We start from the raw sequence: 23,290 nt of genomic DNA on the forward strand, positions 1-23,290 counted from the left end.
GGGCACAGGCTATTCTAAAAATGCTGCTCAGACCACATAAGTCGCTCATACAGCCGCCTTCAAGAAGTTATTGGTCAATTTCGAATGTTATTTCAAAATTGCTTCCTCCATTTGTTGATACACTCAATTCACCATTGAGTTGCTGAATAAGGGTATTAATTAGCGTCATGCCCAGTGATGACTCTGTGTGGATATCAAAATCATCGGCTAACCCACTGCCATTGTCTTTAACAACAAGGTGCAGGTTCTCATCTTTTCTCTTCAACACGGTCCATATTTGTCCTTCTTGTTGGTCCTTGAAGGCATGTTTAAAACAGTTTGTAATCAGCTCGTTAAGTATCAACCCACAGGGAATAGCCTGCCCAACGGTCAACGTCACGGGGTCCATATCGTATTGCATCCTGATATTTTTGTTAAAGTTGGCCATTGAGCTTACAATCCGCTCCACCAAATCTTTGATATACTGATCGATGGCTATCTCAGAAAAGGAGTCTGAGCTATATAATTTTTCATGCACCATAGCTATCGACTGGATGCGAGCCTGACTTTCGCGCAGCTTATTCAACAGTTTTTCATCCTCTGTATTGAAAACCTGCATCTCCAGAAGACCGGATATAATGGCCAGGTTGTTCTTTACGCGATGGTGAATCTCTGCAAGCAGGGTCTCTTTTTCCTTCAGCGACTTAAAGATGGCATTTTCATATTCCTTGTGTGTTGTATTATCTCGCACATAGGCTACAATACGCTTTTTCTCGCCGATATTGTACAGCTGGGTATGAACTTCCGTGGGTACCTGCGTACCATCTTTCTTCCGATATATTCGCTCCCATACTTCATCTCCCGTTATGTGCTCTTCTGAAAAAGCTTCCGGATGTTCAGATCGATATTCTTCCGGCACAAGTTTTTTGGCATTCATCCCAACCAGTTCCTCACGGCTGTATCCGGAGAGCTGGCAGGCCCGCTTATTGCAATCAAGGATCGTACCATCAAGGCCAACTTCAAAAATGGCATCGAAAGAAAGTTCGGTAATAGCCCGGTACCGCTGCTCACTCTCTTCTAACTTCTGCTCGGCTTCTTTTCGTTGAGTGATATCCCGATTGATGCCTACCCAGTAATTATACTCTTCCCTGGCCGTTAAAAATGGAGCCATATCCAGTTCCACCCAGTAGGGGGTGCCATCCTTTTTGTAATTAATAAATTCTTCTCTCAGAGAGCTGCTGGCTAACAGTTGCTCTTCAATCCGATTGACTATTATCGGTGAGGTTTCTGTACCGTGTAAAAATTTGGGCTCCTCCCCAAGCACCTCCTCAGCCTGGTAGCCGGTAAACTCTTCAAAAGCCCTGTTCACAAATACAATTTCCGAATTGAGCGGATTATCCTTGGGGGCCTTGGTTATGACAACCATATCATTCAAATTGTCGATAGCCAGTTTTTGCAACTGCATCGTTTGGCGCTGCTCTTTAAGCGTAGTGCTTGCTTCTTCCAAACTCGAGGTGCGTTTCTTTATCCGCTCTTCGAGCGTCTTATTTAGTTCTTTAAGCTTCGTTTCTGCTTCTTTCTGGAGCGTTATTTCTCGGGATGAGCCCACCACCGATTCAGGCTCTCCATCATGGTCAACCGTAAGCTTAACCTCATCCTGCAGCCAAATATAGTGGCCTTCCTTATGCTTAAAGCGGAACTCTATAACCGTAAATGTTGACCTGCCCAGTTCATTATACCCCTTGATTACTTTATCCCGGTCGTTCTTGTGGATGCGATCAAGCCAAAGGTTATCATCGGCTTTGAACGCCTCTTCTTTAAAACCCAGTACCTGCTCTACATTGGGACTCATGTACCGTACCGGGAAATGTCCTCCAAAATCACAACGGTAAAATATGGTAGAGCTCCCCTGCATTATCTCCACAAAAGTAAAGGCCGCCTCTTTCCCTAAATCGTGATTTTCCGACATAATCTTCCTTAACAGCAAAATGGTTAATTAGTAATAGCTTGTTAGCAAGAAATAGAATAATACGGAGTATTGCATAAAGATTATACAATTTGTTTCCATCTTTTATGGAACATATTACTTTCCAACTACTGCAACTTTTGCATACAGAAAAGATCAATGCCATATTTTAGCCTATATGTTCCAATAAAAAATTAAAAGCATGACTCAACAACCGCTAATATCCTGCACGAATCTCCATTTTAGTTTTGGAGAGGAGCCCATCTTACGGGATCTGTCTTTCGACATTCCCCGGGGGCAGCATACGATTCTTAAAGGAGAGTCTGGAGCCGGAAAGACCACACTGCTCAAGCTCTTTTTGGGGTTTGAGAAACCTACACGCGGCACTATCCGTTTTTTTGACGATATGGACACCCCTGACATACGAAGTTCCTCAGCCTGGTTGCCACAAGATTTGGATTTGGGATCCGGCACCGTCGAAGAGCTCATCCGGAAGCCCTTTACCTTTAGGCTCAATGAATCTAATCGGCCGGACCGAGAACAGTGCCTTTCCACCTTCTCTCAGCTGGGGCTCGCTGACCACACCCTTGGGAAATCGTTTCAGTCCCTTTCCACCGGGCAGCGGCAACGGGTGGGGATCGCCCTCTGCCATTTGCTCGACAAGCCGCTCCTGCTGCTGGATGAACCCACTTCGGCCCTCGACAGCCTTTCCAAACAACGAATTACAAACCTTCTGCTGGCAAACACAAGCAAAACAGTGGTATCTACATCCCACGACCCCTTTTGGCTTGATCATGCCGACTATACTGTTTCTTTAGACTAATGGATATTATAGACCTTTCCTGGCTTCAGCTGGCTACCGCCTTTGTCATTCTTCTGCTTCCCGCTTACATCCTCTGGAAGTACCAGACCGGCCTCAACAAAAAGCTACTCACCGCTTCTGTACGTATGGTGCTGCAGCTGCTTTTCGTCGGTTATTACCTGGAGTACCTGTTCCTGTATGATAATCCCTGGGTTAATGCCGGCTGGATTATGATAATGGTAATAATTGCAGATTTTGCAACCATAGACCGCAGCGAACTTCGTCGCAAATGGTCGCTACTGGTGCCTATCTTTGGGGCCACCTTCTTAGGTATTGTAGTGATTGATCTGTTTTTTCTACAGGTAGTTATACAGTTGCCTAAATTTTTAGCGGCACAATATACCATTCCCATTACCGGCATGGTATTAGGCAACTGCCTGCGAAGTAACGTAATCGGGATTAATGCGTTCTATTACAGCCTGAACGAACATGAAGAGCGTTACCAGTTTTATCTTGCCTGCGGGGCATCAAAAACAGAAGCATTACAATCGTTTATAAGCGAGGCCCTGAAGAAATCCGCTAACCCCACACTGGCTTCTATGGCAACCATCGGGCTGGTTTCGCTGCCCGGCATGATGACGGGACAGATACTGAGCGGCAGCTCTCCTCTCATTGCCATTAAATATCAAATTATGATCATGGTGGCTATTTTCTCTGGAACTATCCTGTCCGTTTTCCTGGGCATCCGCTTCACGAACTACTTTGTATTCAAGGATACGGATATGCTTGATAAGTCGATCTTAAAGGACCATTAATGCTAGTTAATACTCTTCTATAACACGACCCTCGCTTATGAATGAAATACCCTGCTGCTGAGAAGTACTTATCATCACCGCTTCAACAATGGGCGGGTTCACCTCGTTTTCCGCGATCCAACGAACCAGGAAGTTTGCACCAACGCCCCCCCGCAAATCACGTTCTTCAACGACAAAAGAAGTAGAAGACAAGGGTTCCAACTGTATTGATTCTTCCAAATAGTGCTGAATCAATTGTCCACCGGAATCATAATAAGCGACTTTTCTAAGCCGGAGCGTACGGAAAGGATCGACATTACGAATACTCAGCGTGGCCGTCAAGTTGAACGTCTTTTGCCGATCTTGTTGATAAATATGCGAATATACCGGTATATAGATAAGCTGGCCCATACTACTGCTTGCCCGCTCATAGGTACTGGAATCGGGCAGACCAGCAGAGGGTACAAACGTTGAGTCGGGTGGAGTATCCCGTTCCCCACCCCTTTGGGGCGACTCGTTGGTGCACCCTATAAACAGGAGCCCACACATTGCGATAAACCAATAAGGCTTCATGATATCCAGTTTTTAAGATCATTGACAGATCATCAATATAACCAAAGCTTATCAAAGAGCTAATGGTCTTCCTGAACTGATCCAAAAGAATATAGCTGAATAGTTGTTTTAAAGCCTTGGCTTCGATACAATAAATACCTAACGTTCAAGGGCTGGACTTTAAATACCTTTAGGGATGCACTTGAATTTATTGTAAATGCATGACGGCTAATTAAGGAATCCAACCAGAATATTTTAACGGGTTGGCCCAGATTGCAACCTTGAACCAGGCGAGGCAGGCAAGACCTGACATAAAACTATCATCTATTTTATCATTGCTATGGATTACAATTATAAAATGCATTTCCAAACTTCAGTTTTGCTTCAAAATCATTTTTTATGTTCTGAGTTATGAAACTTTTGATCATTGAAGATAATGAAGAGCTCCTGCAGAATATCCGAACCTATTTGAAACGGGAAGGATATATCTGTGAGTTTGCCCAAAACTACCGAGAGGCTTTTGATAAAGTGATGTCGTACACCTACGATGTGGTGCTCATCGATATTATGATTCCCGGTGGGTCTGGCCTGCAAGTGCTGCGCGAGTTGCGGTCCGTGAATCCCCAGGCCGGCACAATCATTATTTCAGCCAAAAATGCTTTGGATGACAAAGTGAAAGGGCTGGAGCTGGGGGCTGATGACTATATCACCAAGCCCTTTCAACTGCCTGAGCTGCATGCCCGCATCAAGGCAGTCAACCGACGGAATCAGCGAGACGGGCAGGAGATCCTGAATATCAACGAAATAGCTATTGATACGGATTCCATGGAAGTCACGATTGATGATTCCATCGTCGACCTCACCCCCAAGGAGTATGACCTGTTGCTTTACTTTGCTTCCAACAAAAACCGGGTACTCTCCAAGCAGACCATCGCTGAGCACCTGTGGGGCGATTATGTCGACCACCTCACCAATCTTGATTTTGTCTACCAGCATATAAAAAACCTGCGTAAAAAGTTGGAATCCGCAGGCGCTCAAAATTATATTGAGAGCGTATATGGCATCGGTTATAAATTTAAGGTCCCCCGACAAGTATGAAGCTCATCACCAAATTTATATTCATTTACCTTATTGTCACGGTTATCGTGCTGGGCATCGGGGGCTACCTTTCCTACTTCATTATTAAGGGCGAGGTAGACAAGGAGATGAAATGGCGTTTCATGGATCGCATCGACCGGGTTACCTATCTGCTGGAACAGGGCAAAAGCTTTAAGCTGGAAAAGATGCAAGACCCCGAAGGCCGCAATCTGATTGTACGCCCACTGCCGCATGTTGTAGAACCCGAAATCAACTTTAAGGATACCCTGGTATGGCACGATCGCCTGCAGCAAATGGAAACCAACCTGAAGGTATCGGCCTTCCGCACGGTAGAAGACACCAGCTACTACATTTCTACCCACGGCGCGCTGGTTGAGAGCGACGACATCACTGAAGCGGTAACACAGATCCTGCTGTGGATATTGGGGATGCAGCTTATAGGGGCCATTGGCTTAGGATTTATTATCCCCGGGCGCCTCTTTAAACCGTTCCGTGAAACACTGGATCGTATCAAGAACTTTAGTATTCAAAACAAACAGCCCATCCGTGCCAAGGAGACGAATGTGGAGGAGTTCAACGACCTGAATCACTTTGTCGAAGAGATGACCCGGAAGGCGGTGGCTGACTATATCAATCTGAAGGAGTTTGCTGAAAACGCCTCACACGAGCTACAAACACCGCTCGCCATTACCCAGGGTAAGCTGGAGCTGCTTACCGAAACGGACCTCTCCCCAGAGCAGTACAAGTATGTGGAGGCCAGCCAGCGATCCATCAAGAAACTGTCGCGCCTGAGCGAATCACTCGCCCTGCTGACCAAAATTGAAAACCATGAGTTTACGAATAAAGATAAGGTCAACTTCACCAAACTGATTACCGAGAGCACCCGGGCTTTTGAAGAGTTCATCATGCTTAATGGCCTGGAGGTAAACACTGATCTCGAGGAGGGGGTAACTCTCAACATACATCCGGTCTTAGCAGATATCATGTGGACCAACCTGTTCCAAAATGCTATCAAGCATAATATTGAAAACGGCCAAATCGATATTACGTTAACAAACGAGCAGCTCAAGATTACCAATACGGGTCAAGAGCTCGAAGTTGATCCCGACAAGCTTTTTGGACGCTTTAAGAAAGCGGAGCAGGGGATGGCCTCTATCGGTCTCGGGCTTTCCATCATACAACGTATTGTGGATCAAAACGACTACACCATTTCCTATGAGAATGACGGGAAGTGGCATTCAATCACCATTCGGTTTTAGCCTAATGGCAGGAGTAAGTAGATAACAACAGCTGCAATTCCATTTTTGGGCATGCAACTCATCGGATGAGTGAAAGTATTCAGCTCATGAGATAAGGTCCTGTTACTTATCCGATGAGTATTTTGACTACCTCCGGCCTCAATGCCCCCTAACCTCCTGAAGGAGGGACCTGAATAATGCCCCCGGATTCGTTTCTCCGGGATCATATTCCCTATAAAATATCTTGTGACAATGCTCTGCGTTGTCACAGGATTATGCAATCCTTTTCCGACGCGGGATAAATTCCCGCGCTATGGATGTATTGGCAATCCAATGCATTTACAATTCTGAGGCTGGAAAGAGTTCTATCTGATAAACTAAAGTTCCATCGGCCTTAAATTTGTTGGCTAAGAGCGCGAAAGGGTGGAGTGCGACCGTATAAATTCACCCCGGTTTGATTTTAACACAAGGTTAAAACAGTAAAAGGACCATTGAATTTATACAGCATGAAGGCCATGAGCGCCGCCAAGAAATTTCCAGTACAGCCTACGTAGCTATGCTACTTCGGCGTAGTGGGCCCCAAACAAGAGCATCCCTGTATCTTTATTCCACAGCTCGGCCCCACTAAAATGTAAATTTTTGTTATAACGGTGCTATAAGCCGAACTCTTTAAATTTGCTTCAGATTTCATACAACGTTAGCACAAGATCCTCTGTTACGTTAATACCGAAGCAAAAAGTCAACGCATACTAATATTATTTACGCTACGATGAAGAAGTTACTATCGCTATTGATCGGCACCTTTATGATTACATCAATGGCAATCGCCCAGGATGATGGAATAATCACCGGAGAAGTATATGACCAGCAGGGCGATCCCGTCCCTTCCGCCTCTGTATCGGTTTATGATTCTACACAGTCGGAGGTTATAACCGGGGCGCCGACCGAGGGCGACGGCTCCTTTACTGTAGACGTTGACCCTGGAAAATACGTCATCAAAATAACGTTTGTTTCTTTTGCTCCCTATACCGAGACGGTCTCTGTTGGGGCGGGAGAAACCCAGGATTTGGGCGAGATAACGCTACAGGCTACTTCAGAGGAGTTGGATGAAGTGGTAGTACGCGCTGAAAGCTCGCAGATGGAGATGAATTTTGACAAGCGAGTGTTCAATGTAGGCCAGGATATCACCAGTCTCGGCGGATCAGCCATTAACGTTTTAAATAATGTGCCTTCTATCGCTACTGATATTGATGGCAATATCAGCTTGCGGGGCAATGAGTCGGTTCGCGTCCTCATCAATGGCAAACCCTCGAGCATGGTCAGCGGCGATGTAGATGCCTTGCGGAGCATCCCCTCCACAATGATTAAGGAAGTGGAAATTATAACGAACCCCTCATCCAAATACGCAGCCGAAGGGTCCGGTGGAATCATTAATATTATTCTTACTGATGACCGCGAGCTTGGCCTTAACGGTAGTGCCAGTGTAGGCGGCGGATATCCAGAGGAGTATGAGGGATCGATTAACCTGAATTATCGAACCGAAAATGTCAACTGGTTTACAAACATCGGAGCCGACTTTCGATCCGAGCCGGAGTCGGGTAGTTCCTTTCAGCGATTCTCAGGACCCGACACCCAGTACATGTACCGTGAGCAAACGGATGCCCAGGAAGCAGAAATTGATGGCGACTTCCGTGTAGGGGCCGATTTCTACCTCTCTGATAACGAAATATTGACGGCCAGCAGTTATATCAGCCTTGAGCAGGAGACCAACAATGAAGATATGACTTATACCGACTGGGCCTATTCGGATTGGACCTACAACGGAGACAATTTTGAAGGAAATCCCATGAACTATATAAGCGGTTCACCGGAAGAAATTACCCTGCGTGATACCGAAGAAGAAGCCCATGAGCGTAACTTCGACTTCAACCTCGATTACGAAAATAAGATCGACGGTGATGATCATAAGTTTGAAGCCGACGCCAGCTTTGATATCAGCCGCGAAAATGCGGATACGGATATCAACGAAATAGTCCGAGAAGGGGCTGCAGCTCCGCTCCAGCAGCGGGCTGAGGATAATGAAGAAGAAATGGATTTTCGAATTAACGCCGACTATCAGCGTCCCCTCGGCGAAAACGGCAAGCTGGAAGCCGGCCTCCGTACCGACACCGAGTGGATGGATACGGGCTACAGTGCGGCCACGCTGGTTGATGGCGTATGGGAAGAAGAGCCGGCCTATACCCAAAACTTCCTGTATCGTGAGAATGTGAATGCGGCCTTCCTGATTCTTGGTGGCGAGTTTGGCGATTTCTCGGGACAGGTGGGTTTACGAGCTGAAAACACGAATATCAAAACAGAAATCAAACAGACGGGCGACGTCAATGAACAGAATTATATTGGCTTGTTTCCCAGTGTGTTCCTCAACTATGCCTTTAATGATCAACAATCAGTGCAGGTAAGTTATAGTCGCCGGCTGCGCCGCCCATGGTCTCGCTCTCTGTTGCCAGGCATCGATTTTGATGATAACCGAAGTCAATATACCGGAAATCCTAACCTGACGCCGGAGTACAGTAATTCGTATGAGGCAGGCTACCTGCACTACTGGGGATCCGGCTCTCTGCTAACCAGTTTTTACTATCGGTACCGAACAGATGTTATTGAACGTATTACCGAGCAGGAGAACGGGGTTCAATTCATACGTCCCATCAACTTTGCCCGCGAACGAGCGTGGGGTATTGAGTTTTCAGCCGACCAGGAAATTGGCGATATCTTTACCCTCAATGGAAGTGCAAACCTCTTTAAGTCTGATATGGACGGAACATATGAGAGTCAGGATGTGACTCGTATTTTCAGCAGTTCTTCCGATAACTTCCAGGCACGGATGCGGCTTCGTTGGGAGATTTTTGATGGCCTCAATTACCAGGCCTCTATGCGGTATCGGGGACCAAGTTCCACCCCCCAGGGTAGTCGCGAGGGCATGACCATGACCGATACCGGCATCTCTTATGATGTGCTTGATGAACGTGCCAAAATCACTTTTAATGTCCGCGACGTCTTTGATGCTCAGAACTTTGACCATACGGTGAATACGGATGGGAATCCCAACACAGATTATTTTACCCAGCGTCAGTTTAGCTGGTCAACACGCTCTTTTTCACTAAACTTCCAGTACTTCTTCGGCAGAGAGCAAGAACGAAGCCGAGGTGGAGGCGGACCGGGCGGTGATTATTAGGAAAGAAGCTTATTTCCATAAGATGGCACCTTAAATCCCGTGCCATTTTCCCTTAGAGGCCACAGGTTTGGAAGAATCTGTGGCCTATTTTTATAAATGTATTGATGCCTCGGCATTAACCTGAAAGGGTTCAGGATAGTGCCCAAAAAACGTCCATTAGCCCATCCATTTATCACTCCTCCCACTGGGTATGAAACATCTTGCCCCGGGGCTGGTCGACCCGTTCATACTGATGGGCTCCAAAAAAGTCGCGTTGCGCCTGTATAAGATTTGCTGGCAGTCGCCCTGTCCGCAGACCGTCATAATGAGAAAGCGCCGCGGCCATCGCCGGTACCGGGATACCGGATTGCACACCGAAGGCCACCGCAGAACGCCAATCTTGCTGACCGCTGGCCAGTATCTTTTGGAATACAGGAGCCATAAACAGGTGCGGTAGCTTCCCATTTTCACAGAACGCATCTGCTATCGGATGCAATAGTGCTGACCGGATAATACATCCCCCTTGCCATGTTTCAGCGACCTCTTGGAAAGATATATTCCATCCAAATTCTTGATTGGCTGCTTTTAACAACCAAAACCCTTCCGCAAAGGCAACCAGGCTACCGGCCAGCAGTGCCTGTTGTAGTTGCTCCAACTTTAATTTTGGATCCGCTACGGCCCCCTCATTCTTAATGGCTTTGGAGGCTTCCTCCCTCAAGTCTTTAAAGCTGGATATGGTTCGGGCGTATACTGCTTCAGTAATCATCGGAAGCGGAATACCCAGCTCCAAAGCCGTCAACGCGGTCCATCGGCCGGTTCCTTTTTGGCCAGCCTTGTCGAGGATATTATCAAGCACTAGTTCTTTCGGATTTTCTTCATCGCCTACTGTAAAAATCTTTGCCGTAATATCGAGCAGGTAACTTTCTAACAAATCGTTATTCCAGGCATGGAAGGTGTCGGCCATTTCACTATTGGTTAGCGCCAATCCCTCACTCATGATCTGGTAACACTCTGCAAGTAGCTGCATGATGGCATATTCAATTCCATTATGCACCATCTTCACAAAATGCCCTGCGCCTTCGTTACCCATCCAAGAGCAGCAAGGGTTGCCATCTTCGTTTTTTGCGGCCGCGGCTTCTAACATCGGCTGAACAACTGCCCAGGCATTGGCGTCTCCCCCAGGCATTAACGAGGGACCATAACGCGCTCCCTTTTCGCCTCCTGAGACCCCCATCCCCACATATTGAATGCCATGCTCGGCTGCGGCCGCCATCCGGCGATTTGTATCCGCATAGTGCGTATTACCACCATCTATGATGATATCTCCTGCATCAAGCAGTGGGGTTAGCTGATTGATCACGCTATCTACCGGTGCGCCCGCCTTGACCATCAGCAAAACTTTTCGGGGGCGGTCCAGCGACTGGATAAAAGACTCCGCTTCCTGAAAGCCTTGAATATTTGTTTCAGCCGCAGGGCCCGACAGAAACGCATCAACCAAATTTTCTTCGCCGGGCAAATCCAGGTTATAGACGGAAACCTGAAAGTTATGGTCATTAAAGTTCAAGGCTAAATTTCGCCCCATGACTCCAAGGCCGTAAATACCGATGTCTGATTTTTTCATAGCGTAATAATCTTCAAATTATGTCAACGGATCGTTCTTACTGCTCAATGTCTATATAAAACTTTCGGGATGCTAATGCTGTTCCTTCATTTGGATTTGCGCAATAATATCATCTACGATTTCGCCAGGTGGTTGGTCTATAGAAACGGTTATGGCCTCCCGGGGCTCTTCCAAGGCTTCAAATTGGGATTGAAGCAACTCTTCCGGCATAAAATGGTCTGACCTCTCGGCCAATCGACTGGCTATAAGCGAGAGGGTGCCCTTCAGATAAATAAAAGAGGCCTCTTCTTGAGAGGTGAGCGTAGCTCGATACTTTTGCTTCAGGGCTGAGCATGCCAGTACCGCTCCCCCGGACTGCTGCCACTCTTTAACGTTCTTAGCTAAATATTCGAGCCAGGGCCGTCGGTCATTATCATTCAACGGTTGACCGGAGGCCATTTTTTGAATATTAGCTTCCGGATGGAAGTTATCACCATCAAAAAAGGGCAGGTCCATGCGCTTAGCTAATTTTTGGCCAACGAGTGTTTTGCCCGCGCCGGAAACTCCCATCATTATATATACCATCACGTTATTAATTGTTTTTTAAGTACTGGAATCCAAATGCCTCCAATTGTTATTTTTATCAAACAGCTGGCTATTAACTACCTCCATAATGCGACAGGAATTCACAATTCCTCCGCAGTACGATGGCTCCTGAGCAATGGTCATACCATCTATTCGGGGTAACAGGTATTTAAAGAACTTATTCTCATAATCAATTACAGCTTTGATTTCCTGGGCCGAATACGGCTCAAAGGTATCAGGATAAACGATATTTCCCTTGCCATGAATAAAGTAGTCCAGGTCGACATCCAGAAAGATATTTTTATCCTTCCGCTGCTGTAAATAGTTTTCCAGCTGATTCAATTCCCTAAATTCCCGGATCGTATGGCGGTGGCCGTTCCGGTCGGTAAAGGTGTGTTGCATAGAATCAGCGGAATTTTTTAGCAAGATAATATCACCTACAAGGTTTAACCAGGCCGCGCACAAAATATGTCCATCGTTGGTCTGATCAAACTTTTTCCATACATATTGAGCTACTTCCGAAAGATTTGCTGAGTTTAGCCTGTCCAGTCCTTCTTTCTGTTCGGCCGTAGGCGGAGCGAGGTCCCGATGCCAGTCTATGGTTACCAGTGTGGGTGCCTCTTGCTGTAGCCAGCTATGGCTTTGAAGAACCCGCGTCCATTTCATCCAGAAAAAAAAGGCAAACCGGTGCTCCATCATTATGGCTTTCTCGATGGCCCGATGATGTCCCGCGGGATGGGGGATCGTTTCTCGGAATGTACCAGGCGGATCGAAGTTTTCAGGGTCAATAATTTGGGGCATAGTACTTCCTGTATCCTATTGAATTAGACCTCATATCGCAAGTCGCACCCATAAATTAGGAGGAATACCGACAATCTCAACCCTGAAGTTATTCAGATCATGTTCTTTATCGTTCCCTATGTGACCTATTCCTGATTTTTGACACGTATACTATTAATGAAGGAGGGAATAGAGTGCCTTCCCTTGGATGTATCAATCTTTAATTAAAAAGAAAAAATTGTTATGGAAACTATAAAAAAGAGAGCGAGCGAATATATCATTCTTAGAAAGCTACTACTTCTTGCACTTCCTCTGGCTTTAATACTGGGTACTATCGCAGGTTGTGAAGGTCCCGCGGGGTCGGATGGCCCGCAAGGACCACAGGGTGAGCAGGGCCCCGAAGGGCCTATAGGGCCAGCTGGTGAAAATGGCAGTATTATCCATGCCGGTACCGGCGCCCCTGCTTCGGATATTGGCGAAATAGATGACTATTATTTAGATCAGGACACCGGGGAGCTGTATGGCCCTAAAACAAATAATGGCTGGGGAACCCCCATTAGCCTGCAAGGTCCCAAAGGAGACCAGGGCGACCAAGGACCACAGGGTGATCAGGGGCCACAAGGACCTGAAGGGCCTAAGGGCGATGATGGTGCCGACGGACAAGATGGTGAAGATGGAAGCCAGATTCACTCGGGCACCGGCGCTCCTGCAGCATCACTGGGCGTAGAGGGCGACTACTACCTTGACAAATCCAACTTCCAGCTTTACGGCCCAAAAACCAACAGTGGCTGGGGTTCACCTCTTGATCTCAAGGGAACCGCAAACGTTATGTACTCTGCCTGGACGAACCTGGATTCCGCTGTACGCGATACCACTATCGACGGAAGCGACATGCAAGTGGGCCATATTGATGCTCCACAGATCTCCCAGGAGATCCTGGATCAAGGTACTATCAATGTCTACATGAACTTTTCCGGCGATATATACCCCTTGCCTTATACCAGCTATGCCGGCGGCGACGCAAATGTCATGGACTTCTTACCAAGGTTGAATAGACTGTATATCACCCGATTTACCCTGGATAACAGCGCCAGCGTTGGCTTTGCCAGCAGCCTCGAATACCGGTTTGTCATCATCCCGGGCAGCGTTGCAGTCAAACAAAAGCTCTCCCGAGAGCATATAAAGCAGATGTCGTACCAAGAAATCCAACAACGATTTGGCAGGTAAGGCTAGCCAACCATTTATCTGATAAATTTGTACCTTGATGGCTGCTGCCTCAATGGCAGTGGCCATTTTTTATAGCTCCCTCTCTTTGTGAGCTGAAACAACCTTAAGTGTGCTAACATCCAGTTCTACCTGCTTATGGGCCCCATCTAAAGCCGCTTCAGTCAGTTCTGCTATTACTTCCAGATATGCGGCAGCAGACTTATTGCCATCACGACATTTTCTGTAAATATTATGAAACTCATACTTAAGCTTCTGCCAATGGATAGAGTTTTTGGGAGCACGCCTCTGGATATATTGGGCCAGCTTACGCTCAAAGATTGGCTGAAAATAGTTACCCTTGCACGCAGAGTGGTACATGTGTTTGATATCTTTTACAAGTCGGTAGCCCATCAGGGAGAAAAATAACTTCCACAGGTGTCCCCGTGGTGTCATCCCTGCCAAAAATAGTTAGGGTTCAAAAAGACCAACATTGTGCTTATCTTCATCTAACAAAAAGTTAAAAATAACGACTTCTGTTTTGGTTGACTCTTATAAGCTGGGCTCCATTGAGGTAGAAATTACGGAAACTGATCACCCCAATAAATTACAAGTGGTCTGTAATGACGGTACCTATCGATCTGAATTTACCGTCCGAAAATATGAGTATAAGAACTATAGAAGACATATGAATCAGCGTATCAAAAATGCGTATAAAGAGCAGCATAACGCTGAAGAAGAATAGCAAGGCACCAAGTCTCCTCTTTTTATTTAAACTGATACTCGCCGGTTCGCTCCATATACAGCAGACGACTAACCCGATCTTCAGTATCTGGATGAGTCGCAAATAGACTCATCAGTTTTCCACCGCTAAAGGGGTTGACGGGAAACATATGGGATGTCGACCGCATCGCCGATTCCGAAACCCGCATCGGCACTTCTTCGGCCGCCTTTTGGATACGTTGTAATGCTGATGCCAAATGTTGGGGATTACCTGAAATCTCCGCGCCCTCCCGATCAGCTTCATATTCACGCGTCCGGCTGATGGCGGCTTTCAGCATCATTGCGGCGATAGGGGCTGTGATAAGAACGATCAACGCAACCAGGGGATTACTTCCCCGCTCGCTATTCCCCATTGGAATAAAATAAGCAAATTGAGCCAGTAAGCTCAGCGCGCTTACGACGGTAGTGACAATAGTCTGTGTTAGGATATCACGATTTTTAATATGAGCCAGCTCATGAGCTGTAACCCCACGCAACTCATTCCGGTTTAGTGTCTGCAGAATTCCCTGCGTAAATGCCACAGCCGCATGCTCTGGATTTCGTCCCGTTGCAAAGGCGTTCGGCTGTTGTTGCGGAATGATATACAATTTGGGCATCGGCAAATCTGCCCGTTCCACCAACTCGCTAACCATACGATACAGTTGAGGGTGCGACTGCTGGTCAATAAGTTGGGCATCATACATCCGCAATACCATTTTATCAGACTGCCAGTAGCTAAAAACGTTCATGCCCATGGCAACAATAAAGGCAATGATCAAACCTGTTGTACCTCCCAGAAGCTGTCCTACTATCATCAACAGGACAGCCACAAGTGTCATTAAAAATACCGTACGCAATCCATTTCTATTCATAATTTCACCCACCAAGTTATGCTCACTTAGAAAGTATTAAATTCATTATACGTTCAAATTGTGGCAAGGTTTCTTATAGTTAACGCATAAGAATTTTTATTCATCTGTATACAACAACAATATTTGCGGAGAGCACCGTTTTGCATTGCTAAGCTGTTAACCAGTTTAGAACAGTATCCAGAACAATACCCTTTCGTTTGCTGATATCACCATCAACCTCTACACCAAGTAATGAACGATTGATTGCTGAAGATAAGGACGGGTAATAACAGAGTGAAAAGATATTGAGCAGTAGCTGCTCCGGCTGTACGGAGCTAACCATATAGTTAGAAGCTGCTTCTTCCAGCTGTTTCGTGAATGAGCCTTTTTCGAGAGTAACGTGCTCATCAAAGATCGGGAGGAGCCATTCGGTATTTCGATCGCTTTCTGTTAAGACAAATCCCAGGACCTCAGACTCCGATTGTGCCTTTTCCATACATACGGTAACCAGCTGGTCAATTTTTTTGAAAAGGGGGATGTCTTTTTCCAACGTTTCAGATAATCCACTAAACATGAGCTCCACAGAACGGCTATATACCTGCTCAAACAGCTCTTTCTTGGTATTAAAGTAATAGTGGATCATAGCTTTGGTAACGCCAATCTGATCTGCGATCTTTTGAAGACGAGCCCCTTCATAACCATGAGCCAAAAATTCTCGGCGCGCGGCTTCTATAATTTCCGTTCTTGTATCCTCAGCCATAAAACTAATTAATTAGTTAACCTTATATATAATTAAAATAAAGCCGGCCTGACATTAAGTCAAGCTATACTAACCAAGAAATTTATTGATGAAATAATCGATGGTTATCCTTTCTTAGATCCCCTGAAGACTCGCAGGCCCATCAACCAATACTTTACCAGCCTAACTTTATCCGACAACCGTAATACTGGGTTCTTAGGGGGGCGTTAAAAATTAAAATTTAATCTCTACTACCTATTGTTTCCAAGGTGCTTTTTAATATCTTACCTATATGAAGCGGTTGGCTATAGTCATATCATTTTTACTTCTAATGGCTGAACCAGGTTTGACTCAGCCAGATAGTACTTCTATGGGCCTGGCCGACTCTTCATCTGTGGCAATGATCTCCGTCAGAGGAACCATCTCACCTACTACAACCAACTATATCAACCGAGGTATTCGTGAAGCCAACGAGCTGGGTGCCGAGTGCCTGATTATTCAGTTAGATACGCCCGGTGGCTTGCTGGAGTCGACGAAGAATATTGTTCAGGCCTTCTTGGAATCAGATGATATGCCGGTAGTTGTATATGTGGCCCCTGAAGGAGCACGGGCGGCCAGTGCGGGCACCTTTATCACCATGGCGGCCCATATTGCTGTGATGGCTCCGACCACGACCATCGGGGCGGCCTCGCCGGTACAAATGGGGGGCGGGCAGGTCGACTCGGTAATGAAAAAGAAAATTTTCAACTACTCGGAGAGTTTTATTGAAAGTATTGCCAACCGGCGCGATCGTAATGCTGAATGGGCTAAATCAGCAGTAAGAGACGGAGAGTCAATCACGGACGCGGAAGCCCTGGAGCTAAATGTCATTGATTTTATAGCGGCCGATCGGGAAGAGCTGTTAGCCGGGATCGATGGCCGTGTGGTCAATGGAGATACCTTGCAAACCCGTAATGCCACCATCACAGAAATTCCAACCAACCTGGCTGAAAATCTCTTGGGCTTTATTATGCGTCCGGAAGTTATGCTCATCCTCACTATGATTGCCATTTATGGTATCATTGGAGAAGTAACGAATCCGGGGGCTATTGTACCCGGCATGGCCGGCGTTATTGCGCTTATTCTGGTGCTCTATGCTTCTGCCTCTATGCCCATCAATATTGCCGGCTTTGCGCTGATTGGACTGGCTATTGTACTGTTTGTAGCAGAGGCCTTTACGCCGACCTTTGGCATCCTAATCGCGGGGGGAGCCGTATCTTTCTTCCTCGGGGCCCTGATGCTTTTTCAGGATCTTCCACAATCAATGGAGCTATCATGGGCTTGGCTCGTTCCGGCGACGGTGCTAACGACACTCTTTTTTGTCTGGATTGTCACTGAGGGCATCCGTGTACAGTTTGCCAATAATATTACCGGCAAGGAATCGATGATCGGCAAACAGGGAGAAGTTATTGAACCTATCGACGGCAATAGTGGACGCATTTTTGTAAATGGCGAATATTGGAATGCTATAAGTGATGAAAAGATTACAGAAGGAGAAGCCTGCGAAATTATACAGATCGATGGACTTACTGCAAAAGTGAAACGTTCCTCTTCATGAGGCCAACTGTAACATAACCTATAACGCTATGGAAAATGGGAATGAACTTGTAAACTCAATCACTTGGATCATAACCATTGCTGTTCTGGCAGCCATCCTGTTGCCTCAGATGTTTAAGATATTGCGGGAATATGAACGCGCCGTAGTCTTCAGGCTGGGTAAATATAAAAGCACCAAGGGGCCGGGCTTAATTGTGCTGATTCCCTTTATTGATAAGATTGAGCGGGTAGATTTGCGCGTGCTTACCATCAATGTGGACAAACAAGAGGTGATCACTAAAGATAACGTTACTGTAAACGTGGATGCTATCACCTTTTTCAGGGTCATAGATGCAGAAGAGGCTGTCATCCAGGTAGAGCGCTACATCCATGCAACCTCCATGCTGGCTCAAACGACACTCCGAAGTATCGTCGGACAGGTTGAGCTGGATGAACTGCTGGCCAACCGTGACAAGGTGAATAAGAATATCCAGGAAATTATTGATCGCCAGACTGATCCCTGGGGCATCAAAGTGGTTTCCGTGGAAGTACGGGACGTGGTGCTGCCCGAAAACATGAAGCGTGCCATGGCGCGACAAGCTGAAACCGAACGTGACCGGCGGGCCAAAGTCATTAATGCCCAAGGGGAATACCAGGCCGCCGAGCGACTGGTGGATGCCGCCAAGATGATGGAAAAAGCCCCCATGGCACTGCAGCTTCGCTTCCTGCAGACCATGAATGAAGTAGCCGAAGAAAACAGCACTTTTGCCTTACTTCCGCTGCCGATGGAATTTATGGAATCATTCAAGGGGATAAGCAATATGAATATCCCACAGGCGCCCAATATTGATCCGGATAACGGTAATAGTGATGACAATGATCAAGAAAACACCTAACTATGAAAAAACTACTCGCCATCCTGACTGTTGCCGCCCTTTTTACTTCGGCTTTTGTGGTGACTGACCAACCGATTACCAATACTGTTGATGTTTCGATAACCGAGTGGGAAGTCCCGTGGGAAGAAAGCCGGCCGCGCGATCCATATGTGGCACCCGACGGACATATCTGGTTCGTCGGCCAGCGCACGCACTACGTAGCGGAGTTTAATCCCGAAACTGAAGAGTTTCAAAAGTTTGACCTTGACGACGGGGCCGGTCCCCATACCGTCATTGTGGATGATGAAGGCACGCCTTGGTATGCGGGGAACCGTGCCAACCACATCGGCACCGTAAATCCCAAAACCGGAGATATTACCAAACATATGATGCCCGATGATAACAGCGCCCGGGATCCTCATACCATGGCCTTTAACAGCGAGGGCGATATCTGGTTTACCTCGCAGGGGGCCAATTCAGTTGGCAAGCTGGATGTTGAGACTGGAGAACCCCAGATTCTCGACGTTCCCACCGACCATGCGCGTCCCTATGGACTCATTATGGATCAAAATATGGAGCGGCCCTGGATTGCCCTGTTTGGCACCCACAAGCTGGCCACCGTAGATCCGGAAACCATGGAGCTCAAAGAAATTGACCTTCCCAACCAGGAATCTCGTCCGCGCCGGCTCGCCCAGACCTCCGACGGTATGATCTGGTATGGAGACTACAGCCGCGGGTACATTGGCCGATACAATCCAGAAGACGGATCGTTTGACGAATGGCCCATGCCTTCCGGCGAGCAATCACGTCCCTATGCGGTAACGGTGGACGATGAAGATCGTGTCTGGCTGGTAGAGACCGGCGTGCAGCCCAATATGTTTGTCGGCTTCGACACCGATGCCAAAGAGTTTGTCAGCTCTACGGCCATTGAAAGCGGGGGCGGCACCGTACGACATATGGTCTATCATCAGCTGACCCAGTCCATCTGGTTCGGCACCGACACGAATTATCTCGGTCGTGCCCGGATTCAATAAAAAACTTTTATCTACATAATAACCTGATCCAAGTTTGAAACGTGGACCAGCCGTGTCATTTCAAGCCTTTTCGAGAGATCGTCTACTATTCAAGCACGTTGCCTGGAGTTTAGAAGATCTCTCGTTCCACTCGAGATGACTGTGTGAGGTAAGTATAAGGGGGCAGCCATAGACTGTGGTGCTAGAAACGCCTCACACCGTTGTCATTTCGAACAAGCGCAAGCGTAGTGAGAAATCTTCTACTGTTTGGGCACTTGCCTCGAGAACTGAGGATTTCTCCCGGTGGCCAAGATGACCTAAACTGGTGCAAGTTTGAGGCTTGGACCAGTCGTATTTTTTATTTGGATATGCTCCTTGATCCGAATAACCAACAACTCAGCCGTGGTATCTCCCACCCTCCTTATTGATGCGTTACCTCCAACTTATAAGGTTCCGGTGTCTGACCTTACTATACAAGCCGCTTCTCCTTATAAGGACTCCCAAAAAGTTATATTAATGAGTCTCTGTGTCTCATAGGAATGAGTACTGAAGACTCATTCCTATGAGATTCTAAAAGTCATACTAGTGAGTGTCCGGGACTCATACGAATGAGATTTAAAAAGTCACTAGAATAACTTTTCGATTCTCATTCGTATGACTTTTAGGCTGAGTAGTAAGGAGGGAGACCTTCAACAACCATGAAAGCAGGCCTTATAACTATAAGACTTTGTAAGGAGTGGCTTCAGTTGGATAAACCAGCTGCAATTCAATAGAAAAAATGTATTTTAACATAAAACGGAACTATCTAATGCCCCGTTGCCATGTATAAACTTGTACTGCTTCCGTTCTTCACCTTGATCGCAGGCTTTTTATTTGGTCCCAGTCCCAACCAGTCCATACCGAAGCACCAGCGGGGTACACAGTCCTACCCCGAACACTTAACCGGCGCGTTCACCGGTGGATTCGGAGAAGAAACCTGCCGCAGCTGCCACTTCGACTATGACTTAAACCCTGATGGTGGCAGCCTCTCGGTTGCCGGCATACCGAAGACTATTGATGCTGGCCAATCGCTCACTATTACCATTACCGTGGATCGCAAAAAGTTGGGGAAGGGCGGCTTTCAACTATCAGCCCGCTATCCAGATGGCCGCCAAGCTGGTCGCTTTGAGATTGAAGGCAATAGCCGCATTATGGCAACCTCATCTATTCCGGATTCACTGCAATATGTGCAGCATTCAAAAGCTGGTACGAAGCCGACGGCCCAAAGCGAAGCCCGCTGGCAGATTAACTGGAAAGCCCCTAAAACGGTCTCTGATACTATAATATTTAATATTGCAGTTAATGCCGCCAACGGTGACCAGTCGGAGTTCGGGGATTTTATTTATGCCCAAGAAATTACGGTGGCTCATAGAGATGGAAAGAAATGATCCCCCATTATTATCGTAGGGGAACCTTACCTGGTCCAACTTTGAAACTTGGACCAGAAGTGGGATGAGTAACAGTTGTTGTTATTACGTCCACAGCATGGCTAAACTCCCTTTTCTATTGTTAGCTGCTTTCACATACCCACCATTACTGCCAGCCGCTGATTTAGCTAATCGCTTTCATCATAATAAGTTAATAGCTTTCACTGGATTTATTCCCCTGAAAGTTGTTTTATTATCACTAACCCTCAACTTAACATATCTCCTATGCTTAAAAGTTTAAAGTCCTCTACACTAAGCGAATTTGTTGACGCCAAAACCTCCGCTGCAATTTTTCGGATTTTCATAGCATTCTTTATGATTTACTTGCACGGTTTTGGCAAAGTGATGAATGTATTAAGTGGATTTGGTGATGATTTTCAATTTTTAAACTTTCTTGGCCTCGGTCCCGAAATATCCTTCACACTAGCTGCCCTCGCCGAAGGAGTTTTTGCCTTCTTTATATTGATTGGGTTTTGGACACGGTTGTCCTCACTTATCCTAATAATAAATATGGCAGTAGCAATCTTTATGTTTCATATTCCACGTGGAGATGCATTCGGAGACTTCGAGATAGCAGCACTTTATCTCCTCGCTTTTGTAATTATCTTTTTAATGGGGCCCGGCAAGTTCGCTGTGGACAAGTAACAAGAAACTCCCTATAGCTTTTAACCAGTTAGTTAACTGCTGTAATGTCCAGGGATGTCACCTTTTTTGCCGATTCAGCCGCCTTTAGGAACTGGCTTAAAGCAAACCATGATTCAAAAGAGGTGCTCTGGGTAGGGCTTTATAAGGTAAGTTCCGGGAAAAGGAGCATCCGCTGGGAAGAGGCTGTCCGCGAGGCGCTCTGTTATGGCTGGATTGACGGACTTCGTAAATCTATTGACGAACAGAGCTATAAAATTCGCTTTACTCCGCGAAGACCCAAAAGTCACTGGAGTAAAAAGAACATCCGGATGGTGGAAGAGCTCAAGGAAGAAGGACGGATGCGACCTCCCGGGGGACAGCTTTCGGCGGAGTATAAAGCAAAGATTAAAGCCAATGAAAAGGCCTGGCAATTTTTGCAGGAACTGGCTCCGGGCTATACGCAGACGTCCATTCATTGGGTAATGAGCGCCAAAAGAGAAGAAACCCGGCAACGTCGGCTGAAAGTGCTGATTGAATCTTGTGAGCAAGGCAAAAAAATTCCCCTGCTCCGTCGTACATAAATTCAACTAAATACTCTTATGAATCGCACCGACCGGCTTACGGCTATGATTATTTACCTGCAGGGGCGGAGCCGTGTTACAGTTAAAGATCTCTCCGAGCGGTACGGCATCAGCAGCCGCACCGTGTATCGGGACTTACGTGCGCTGCAGGAGGCGGGTGTACCGATTGGGTCAGAAGAAGGAAAGGGCTATTTTATTGTCAAGGGATACCATCTGCCGCCCGTTATGTTCGACAAAGACGAAGTGGCTGCGCTGCTGGCGGGAGAACGCCTTATGGAGAAATGGAGTGAAACAAAGTTAAGCCAATCCTATTCGGCTGCACTGGATAAAATACGTTCGGTACTCCACAGTCGGGAAAAAGAATACCTCGATACCTTAGACCAGCATATTAAAACGTTTTCCTATGCCGATGAACGACAAGTTGAAACGGATTACCGCATCTTCGTCTTCCTGCAGGATGCGGTGGTGAACAAAGAAGTGGTTGCCATTGAATACTATTCGCCCTACAAAGATCAGTACACCCAGCGCGATGTAGAGCCGCTTGGGCTGCTGATTCGTGGGAATTACTGGTACCTCGCGGGCTGGTGTCGGCTGCGGACCGACTATCGAATGTTCCGTGTCGATCGGATAGAAAACTATAAGAAGACTGGCAAAAAGCTGGCCGATGCTCCTGAGCATACTTTGCAAGAGTTTTCGGAACAGAGCCTGCGCGAGGAACAAGACCTGGAAGAAGTAGTGGTGCAGTTCGATGAAGAGATGATTCGCTATCTGGGAGATCAAAAACATTACCGGGGCTGGGTGTCCGAAGAAAAGGTAGACGGAGGAGTTCAAATGACCTTCCTGACCTCTTCGATAGAATATTTTGCCCGCTGGCTGCTGATGTGGGGTAATGGCGTTACCGTCCACCAGCCCAAAGAACTAAAGGAGCGTGTCTGCGAGCTGAGTAAAGAACTGTACCAGCATCATAGATAAAAACAGACCTGACAGGTCTCGGTA

Annotated in this window: 22 protein-coding genes; 14 read left to right on the forward strand and 8 right to left on the reverse strand. The window is 46.8% G+C overall.

What is annotated here, in order from left to right; all coding sequences use genetic code 11:
* Window positions 1-67: 67 nt before the first annotated feature.
* A complete protein-coding gene (locus J6I44_RS02065; RefSeq protein ID WP_265764282.1) occupies window positions 68-1,948 on the reverse strand; it encodes a PAS domain-containing sensor histidine kinase in 1,881 nt (626 codons plus the stop codon).
* 199 nt (window positions 1,949-2,147) lie between these two features.
* On the opposite strand from J6I44_RS02065, the gene J6I44_RS02070 reads away from it, so the two are divergent.
* Both J6I44_RS02070 and J6I44_RS02075 read left to right on the forward strand, forming a co-directional pair.
* Window positions 2,148-2,768, forward strand: a complete 621-nt coding sequence (locus J6I44_RS02070; RefSeq protein WP_265764283.1) for an ABC transporter ATP-binding protein — start codon at window positions 2,148-2,150, stop codon at window positions 2,766-2,768.
* A complete protein-coding gene (locus tag J6I44_RS02075; protein ID WP_265764285.1) occupies window positions 2,768-3,562 on the forward strand; it encodes an ABC transporter permease in 795 nt (264 codons plus the stop codon). Before J6I44_RS02070 ends, J6I44_RS02075 begins: the two co-directional genes overlap by 1 nt.
* 6 nt (window positions 3,563-3,568) lie before the next feature.
* Here J6I44_RS02075 and J6I44_RS02080 read toward each other — a convergent pair whose 3' ends face one another.
* Window positions 3,569-4,114 carry a DUF3124 domain-containing protein gene (locus tag J6I44_RS02080; RefSeq protein WP_265764286.1) on the reverse strand — a complete coding sequence of 182 codons (546 nt, stop codon included), beginning with the start codon at window positions 4,112-4,114 and terminating at the stop codon, window positions 3,569-3,571.
* A gap of 390 nt (window positions 4,115-4,504) precedes the next feature.
* On the opposite strand from J6I44_RS02080, the gene J6I44_RS02085 reads away from it, so the two are divergent.
* From J6I44_RS02085 to J6I44_RS02095, 3 genes are all read left to right on the forward strand, one after another.
* Window positions 4,505-5,191 carry a response regulator transcription factor gene (locus tag J6I44_RS02085; protein ID WP_265764287.1) on the forward strand — a complete coding sequence of 229 codons (687 nt, stop codon included), beginning with the start codon at window positions 4,505-4,507 and terminating at the stop codon, window positions 5,189-5,191.
* Window positions 5,188-6,450 carry a sensor histidine kinase gene (locus tag J6I44_RS02090; RefSeq protein ID WP_265764288.1) on the forward strand — a complete coding sequence of 421 codons (1,263 nt, stop codon included), beginning with the start codon at window positions 5,188-5,190 and terminating at the stop codon, window positions 6,448-6,450. Before J6I44_RS02085 ends, J6I44_RS02090 begins: the two co-directional genes overlap by 4 nt.
* A 748-nt stretch (window positions 6,451-7,198) precedes the next feature.
* Entirely contained in the window at window positions 7,199-9,661 is a 2,463-nt protein-coding gene (locus tag J6I44_RS02095; RefSeq protein WP_265764289.1) for a TonB-dependent receptor, read from the forward strand.
* 172 nt (window positions 9,662-9,833) lie between these two features.
* On the opposite strand, the gene gnd is transcribed toward J6I44_RS02095, so the two are convergent.
* The 3 genes from gnd to J6I44_RS02110 form a co-directional block, all read right to left on the reverse strand.
* The gene (gene gnd / locus J6I44_RS02100) at window positions 9,834-11,261 is read right to left on the reverse strand and encodes an NADP-dependent phosphogluconate dehydrogenase (RefSeq protein WP_265764290.1); all 1,428 of its coding nucleotides are present in this window, start codon (window positions 11,259-11,261) and stop codon (window positions 9,834-9,836) included.
* Window positions 11,262-11,333: 72 nt separating this feature from the next.
* The gene (locus J6I44_RS02105; RefSeq protein ID WP_265764421.1) at window positions 11,334-11,825 is read right to left on the reverse strand and encodes a gluconokinase; all 492 of its coding nucleotides are present in this window, start codon (window positions 11,823-11,825) and stop codon (window positions 11,334-11,336) included.
* A gap of 18 nt (window positions 11,826-11,843) precedes the next feature.
* Complete coding sequence (locus J6I44_RS02110; protein WP_265764291.1) at window positions 11,844-12,626, reverse strand: hypothetical protein; 783 nt, start codon at window positions 12,624-12,626, stop codon at window positions 11,844-11,846.
* A 222-nt stretch (window positions 12,627-12,848) separates the two neighbouring features.
* Here J6I44_RS02110 and J6I44_RS02115 point away from each other — a divergent pair, with 222 nt between their 5' ends.
* Window positions 12,849-13,832 (forward strand): collagen-like domain-containing protein, encoded by a 984-nt coding sequence (locus tag J6I44_RS02115; protein ID WP_265764292.1) that lies wholly within the window; start codon window positions 12,849-12,851, stop codon window positions 13,830-13,832.
* Window positions 13,833-13,901: 69 nt separating this feature from the next.
* On the opposite strand, the gene J6I44_RS02120 is transcribed toward J6I44_RS02115, so the two are convergent.
* On the reverse strand, window positions 13,902-14,264 hold the full coding sequence (locus J6I44_RS02120) for a hypothetical protein (protein WP_265764293.1): 363 nt from the start codon (window positions 14,262-14,264) through the stop codon (window positions 13,902-13,904).
* A gap of 85 nt (window positions 14,265-14,349) precedes the next feature.
* Here J6I44_RS02120 and J6I44_RS02125 point away from each other — a divergent pair, with 85 nt between their 5' ends.
* On the forward strand, window positions 14,350-14,553 hold the full coding sequence (locus J6I44_RS02125) for a hypothetical protein (RefSeq protein ID WP_265764294.1): 204 nt from the start codon (window positions 14,350-14,352) through the stop codon (window positions 14,551-14,553).
* A gap of 22 nt (window positions 14,554-14,575) precedes the next feature.
* On the opposite strand, the gene htpX is transcribed toward J6I44_RS02125, so the two are convergent.
* Entirely contained in the window at window positions 14,576-15,442 is an 867-nt protein-coding gene (htpX, locus tag J6I44_RS02130; RefSeq protein ID WP_265764295.1) for a zinc metalloprotease HtpX, read from the reverse strand.
* 148 nt (window positions 15,443-15,590) lie between these two features.
* Window positions 15,591-16,181, reverse strand: coding sequence for a TetR/AcrR family transcriptional regulator (locus tag J6I44_RS02135; RefSeq protein ID WP_265764296.1), 591 nt, complete (start codon window positions 16,179-16,181; stop codon window positions 15,591-15,593).
* Between the two features lie 310 nt (window positions 16,182-16,491).
* Here J6I44_RS02135 and J6I44_RS02140 point away from each other — a divergent pair, with 310 nt between their 5' ends.
* The 7 genes from J6I44_RS02140 (at window position 16,492) to J6I44_RS02170 (ending at window position 23,266) form a co-directional block, all read left to right on the forward strand.
* Window positions 16,492-17,757 (forward strand): NfeD family protein, encoded by a 1,266-nt coding sequence (locus J6I44_RS02140; protein WP_265764297.1) that lies wholly within the window; start codon window positions 16,492-16,494, stop codon window positions 17,755-17,757.
* Window positions 17,758-17,785: 28 nt separating this feature from the next.
* The gene (locus J6I44_RS02145) at window positions 17,786-18,631 is read left to right on the forward strand and encodes a slipin family protein (protein ID WP_265764298.1); all 846 of its coding nucleotides are present in this window, start codon (window positions 17,786-17,788) and stop codon (window positions 18,629-18,631) included.
* A 2-nt stretch (window positions 18,632-18,633) separates the two neighbouring features.
* Window positions 18,634-19,644, forward strand: a complete 1,011-nt coding sequence (locus tag J6I44_RS02150; protein ID WP_265764299.1) for a Vgb family protein — start codon at window positions 18,634-18,636, stop codon at window positions 19,642-19,644.
* Between the two features lie 800 nt (window positions 19,645-20,444).
* Window positions 20,445-21,050 carry a choice-of-anchor V domain-containing protein gene (locus tag J6I44_RS02155; RefSeq protein WP_265764300.1) on the forward strand — a complete coding sequence of 202 codons (606 nt, stop codon included), beginning with the start codon at window positions 20,445-20,447 and terminating at the stop codon, window positions 21,048-21,050.
* 264 nt (window positions 21,051-21,314) lie between these two features.
* Complete coding sequence (locus tag J6I44_RS02160; RefSeq protein WP_265764301.1) at window positions 21,315-21,734, forward strand: DoxX family protein; 420 nt, start codon at window positions 21,315-21,317, stop codon at window positions 21,732-21,734.
* A gap of 44 nt (window positions 21,735-21,778) precedes the next feature.
* On the forward strand, window positions 21,779-22,294 hold the full coding sequence (locus J6I44_RS02165) for a YdeI/OmpD-associated family protein (RefSeq protein WP_265764302.1): 516 nt from the start codon (window positions 21,779-21,781) through the stop codon (window positions 22,292-22,294).
* Between the two features lie 18 nt (window positions 22,295-22,312).
* Window positions 22,313-23,266, forward strand: coding sequence for a helix-turn-helix transcriptional regulator (locus J6I44_RS02170; RefSeq protein ID WP_265764303.1), 954 nt, complete (start codon window positions 22,313-22,315; stop codon window positions 23,264-23,266).
* The last annotated feature ends 24 nt before the right edge of the window (window positions 23,267-23,290 follow it).

This window comes from Fodinibius salsisoli (assembly GCF_026229185.1).
Classification (GTDB): domain Bacteria; phylum Bacteroidota; class Rhodothermia; order Balneolales; family Balneolaceae; genus Fodinibius; species Fodinibius salsisoli.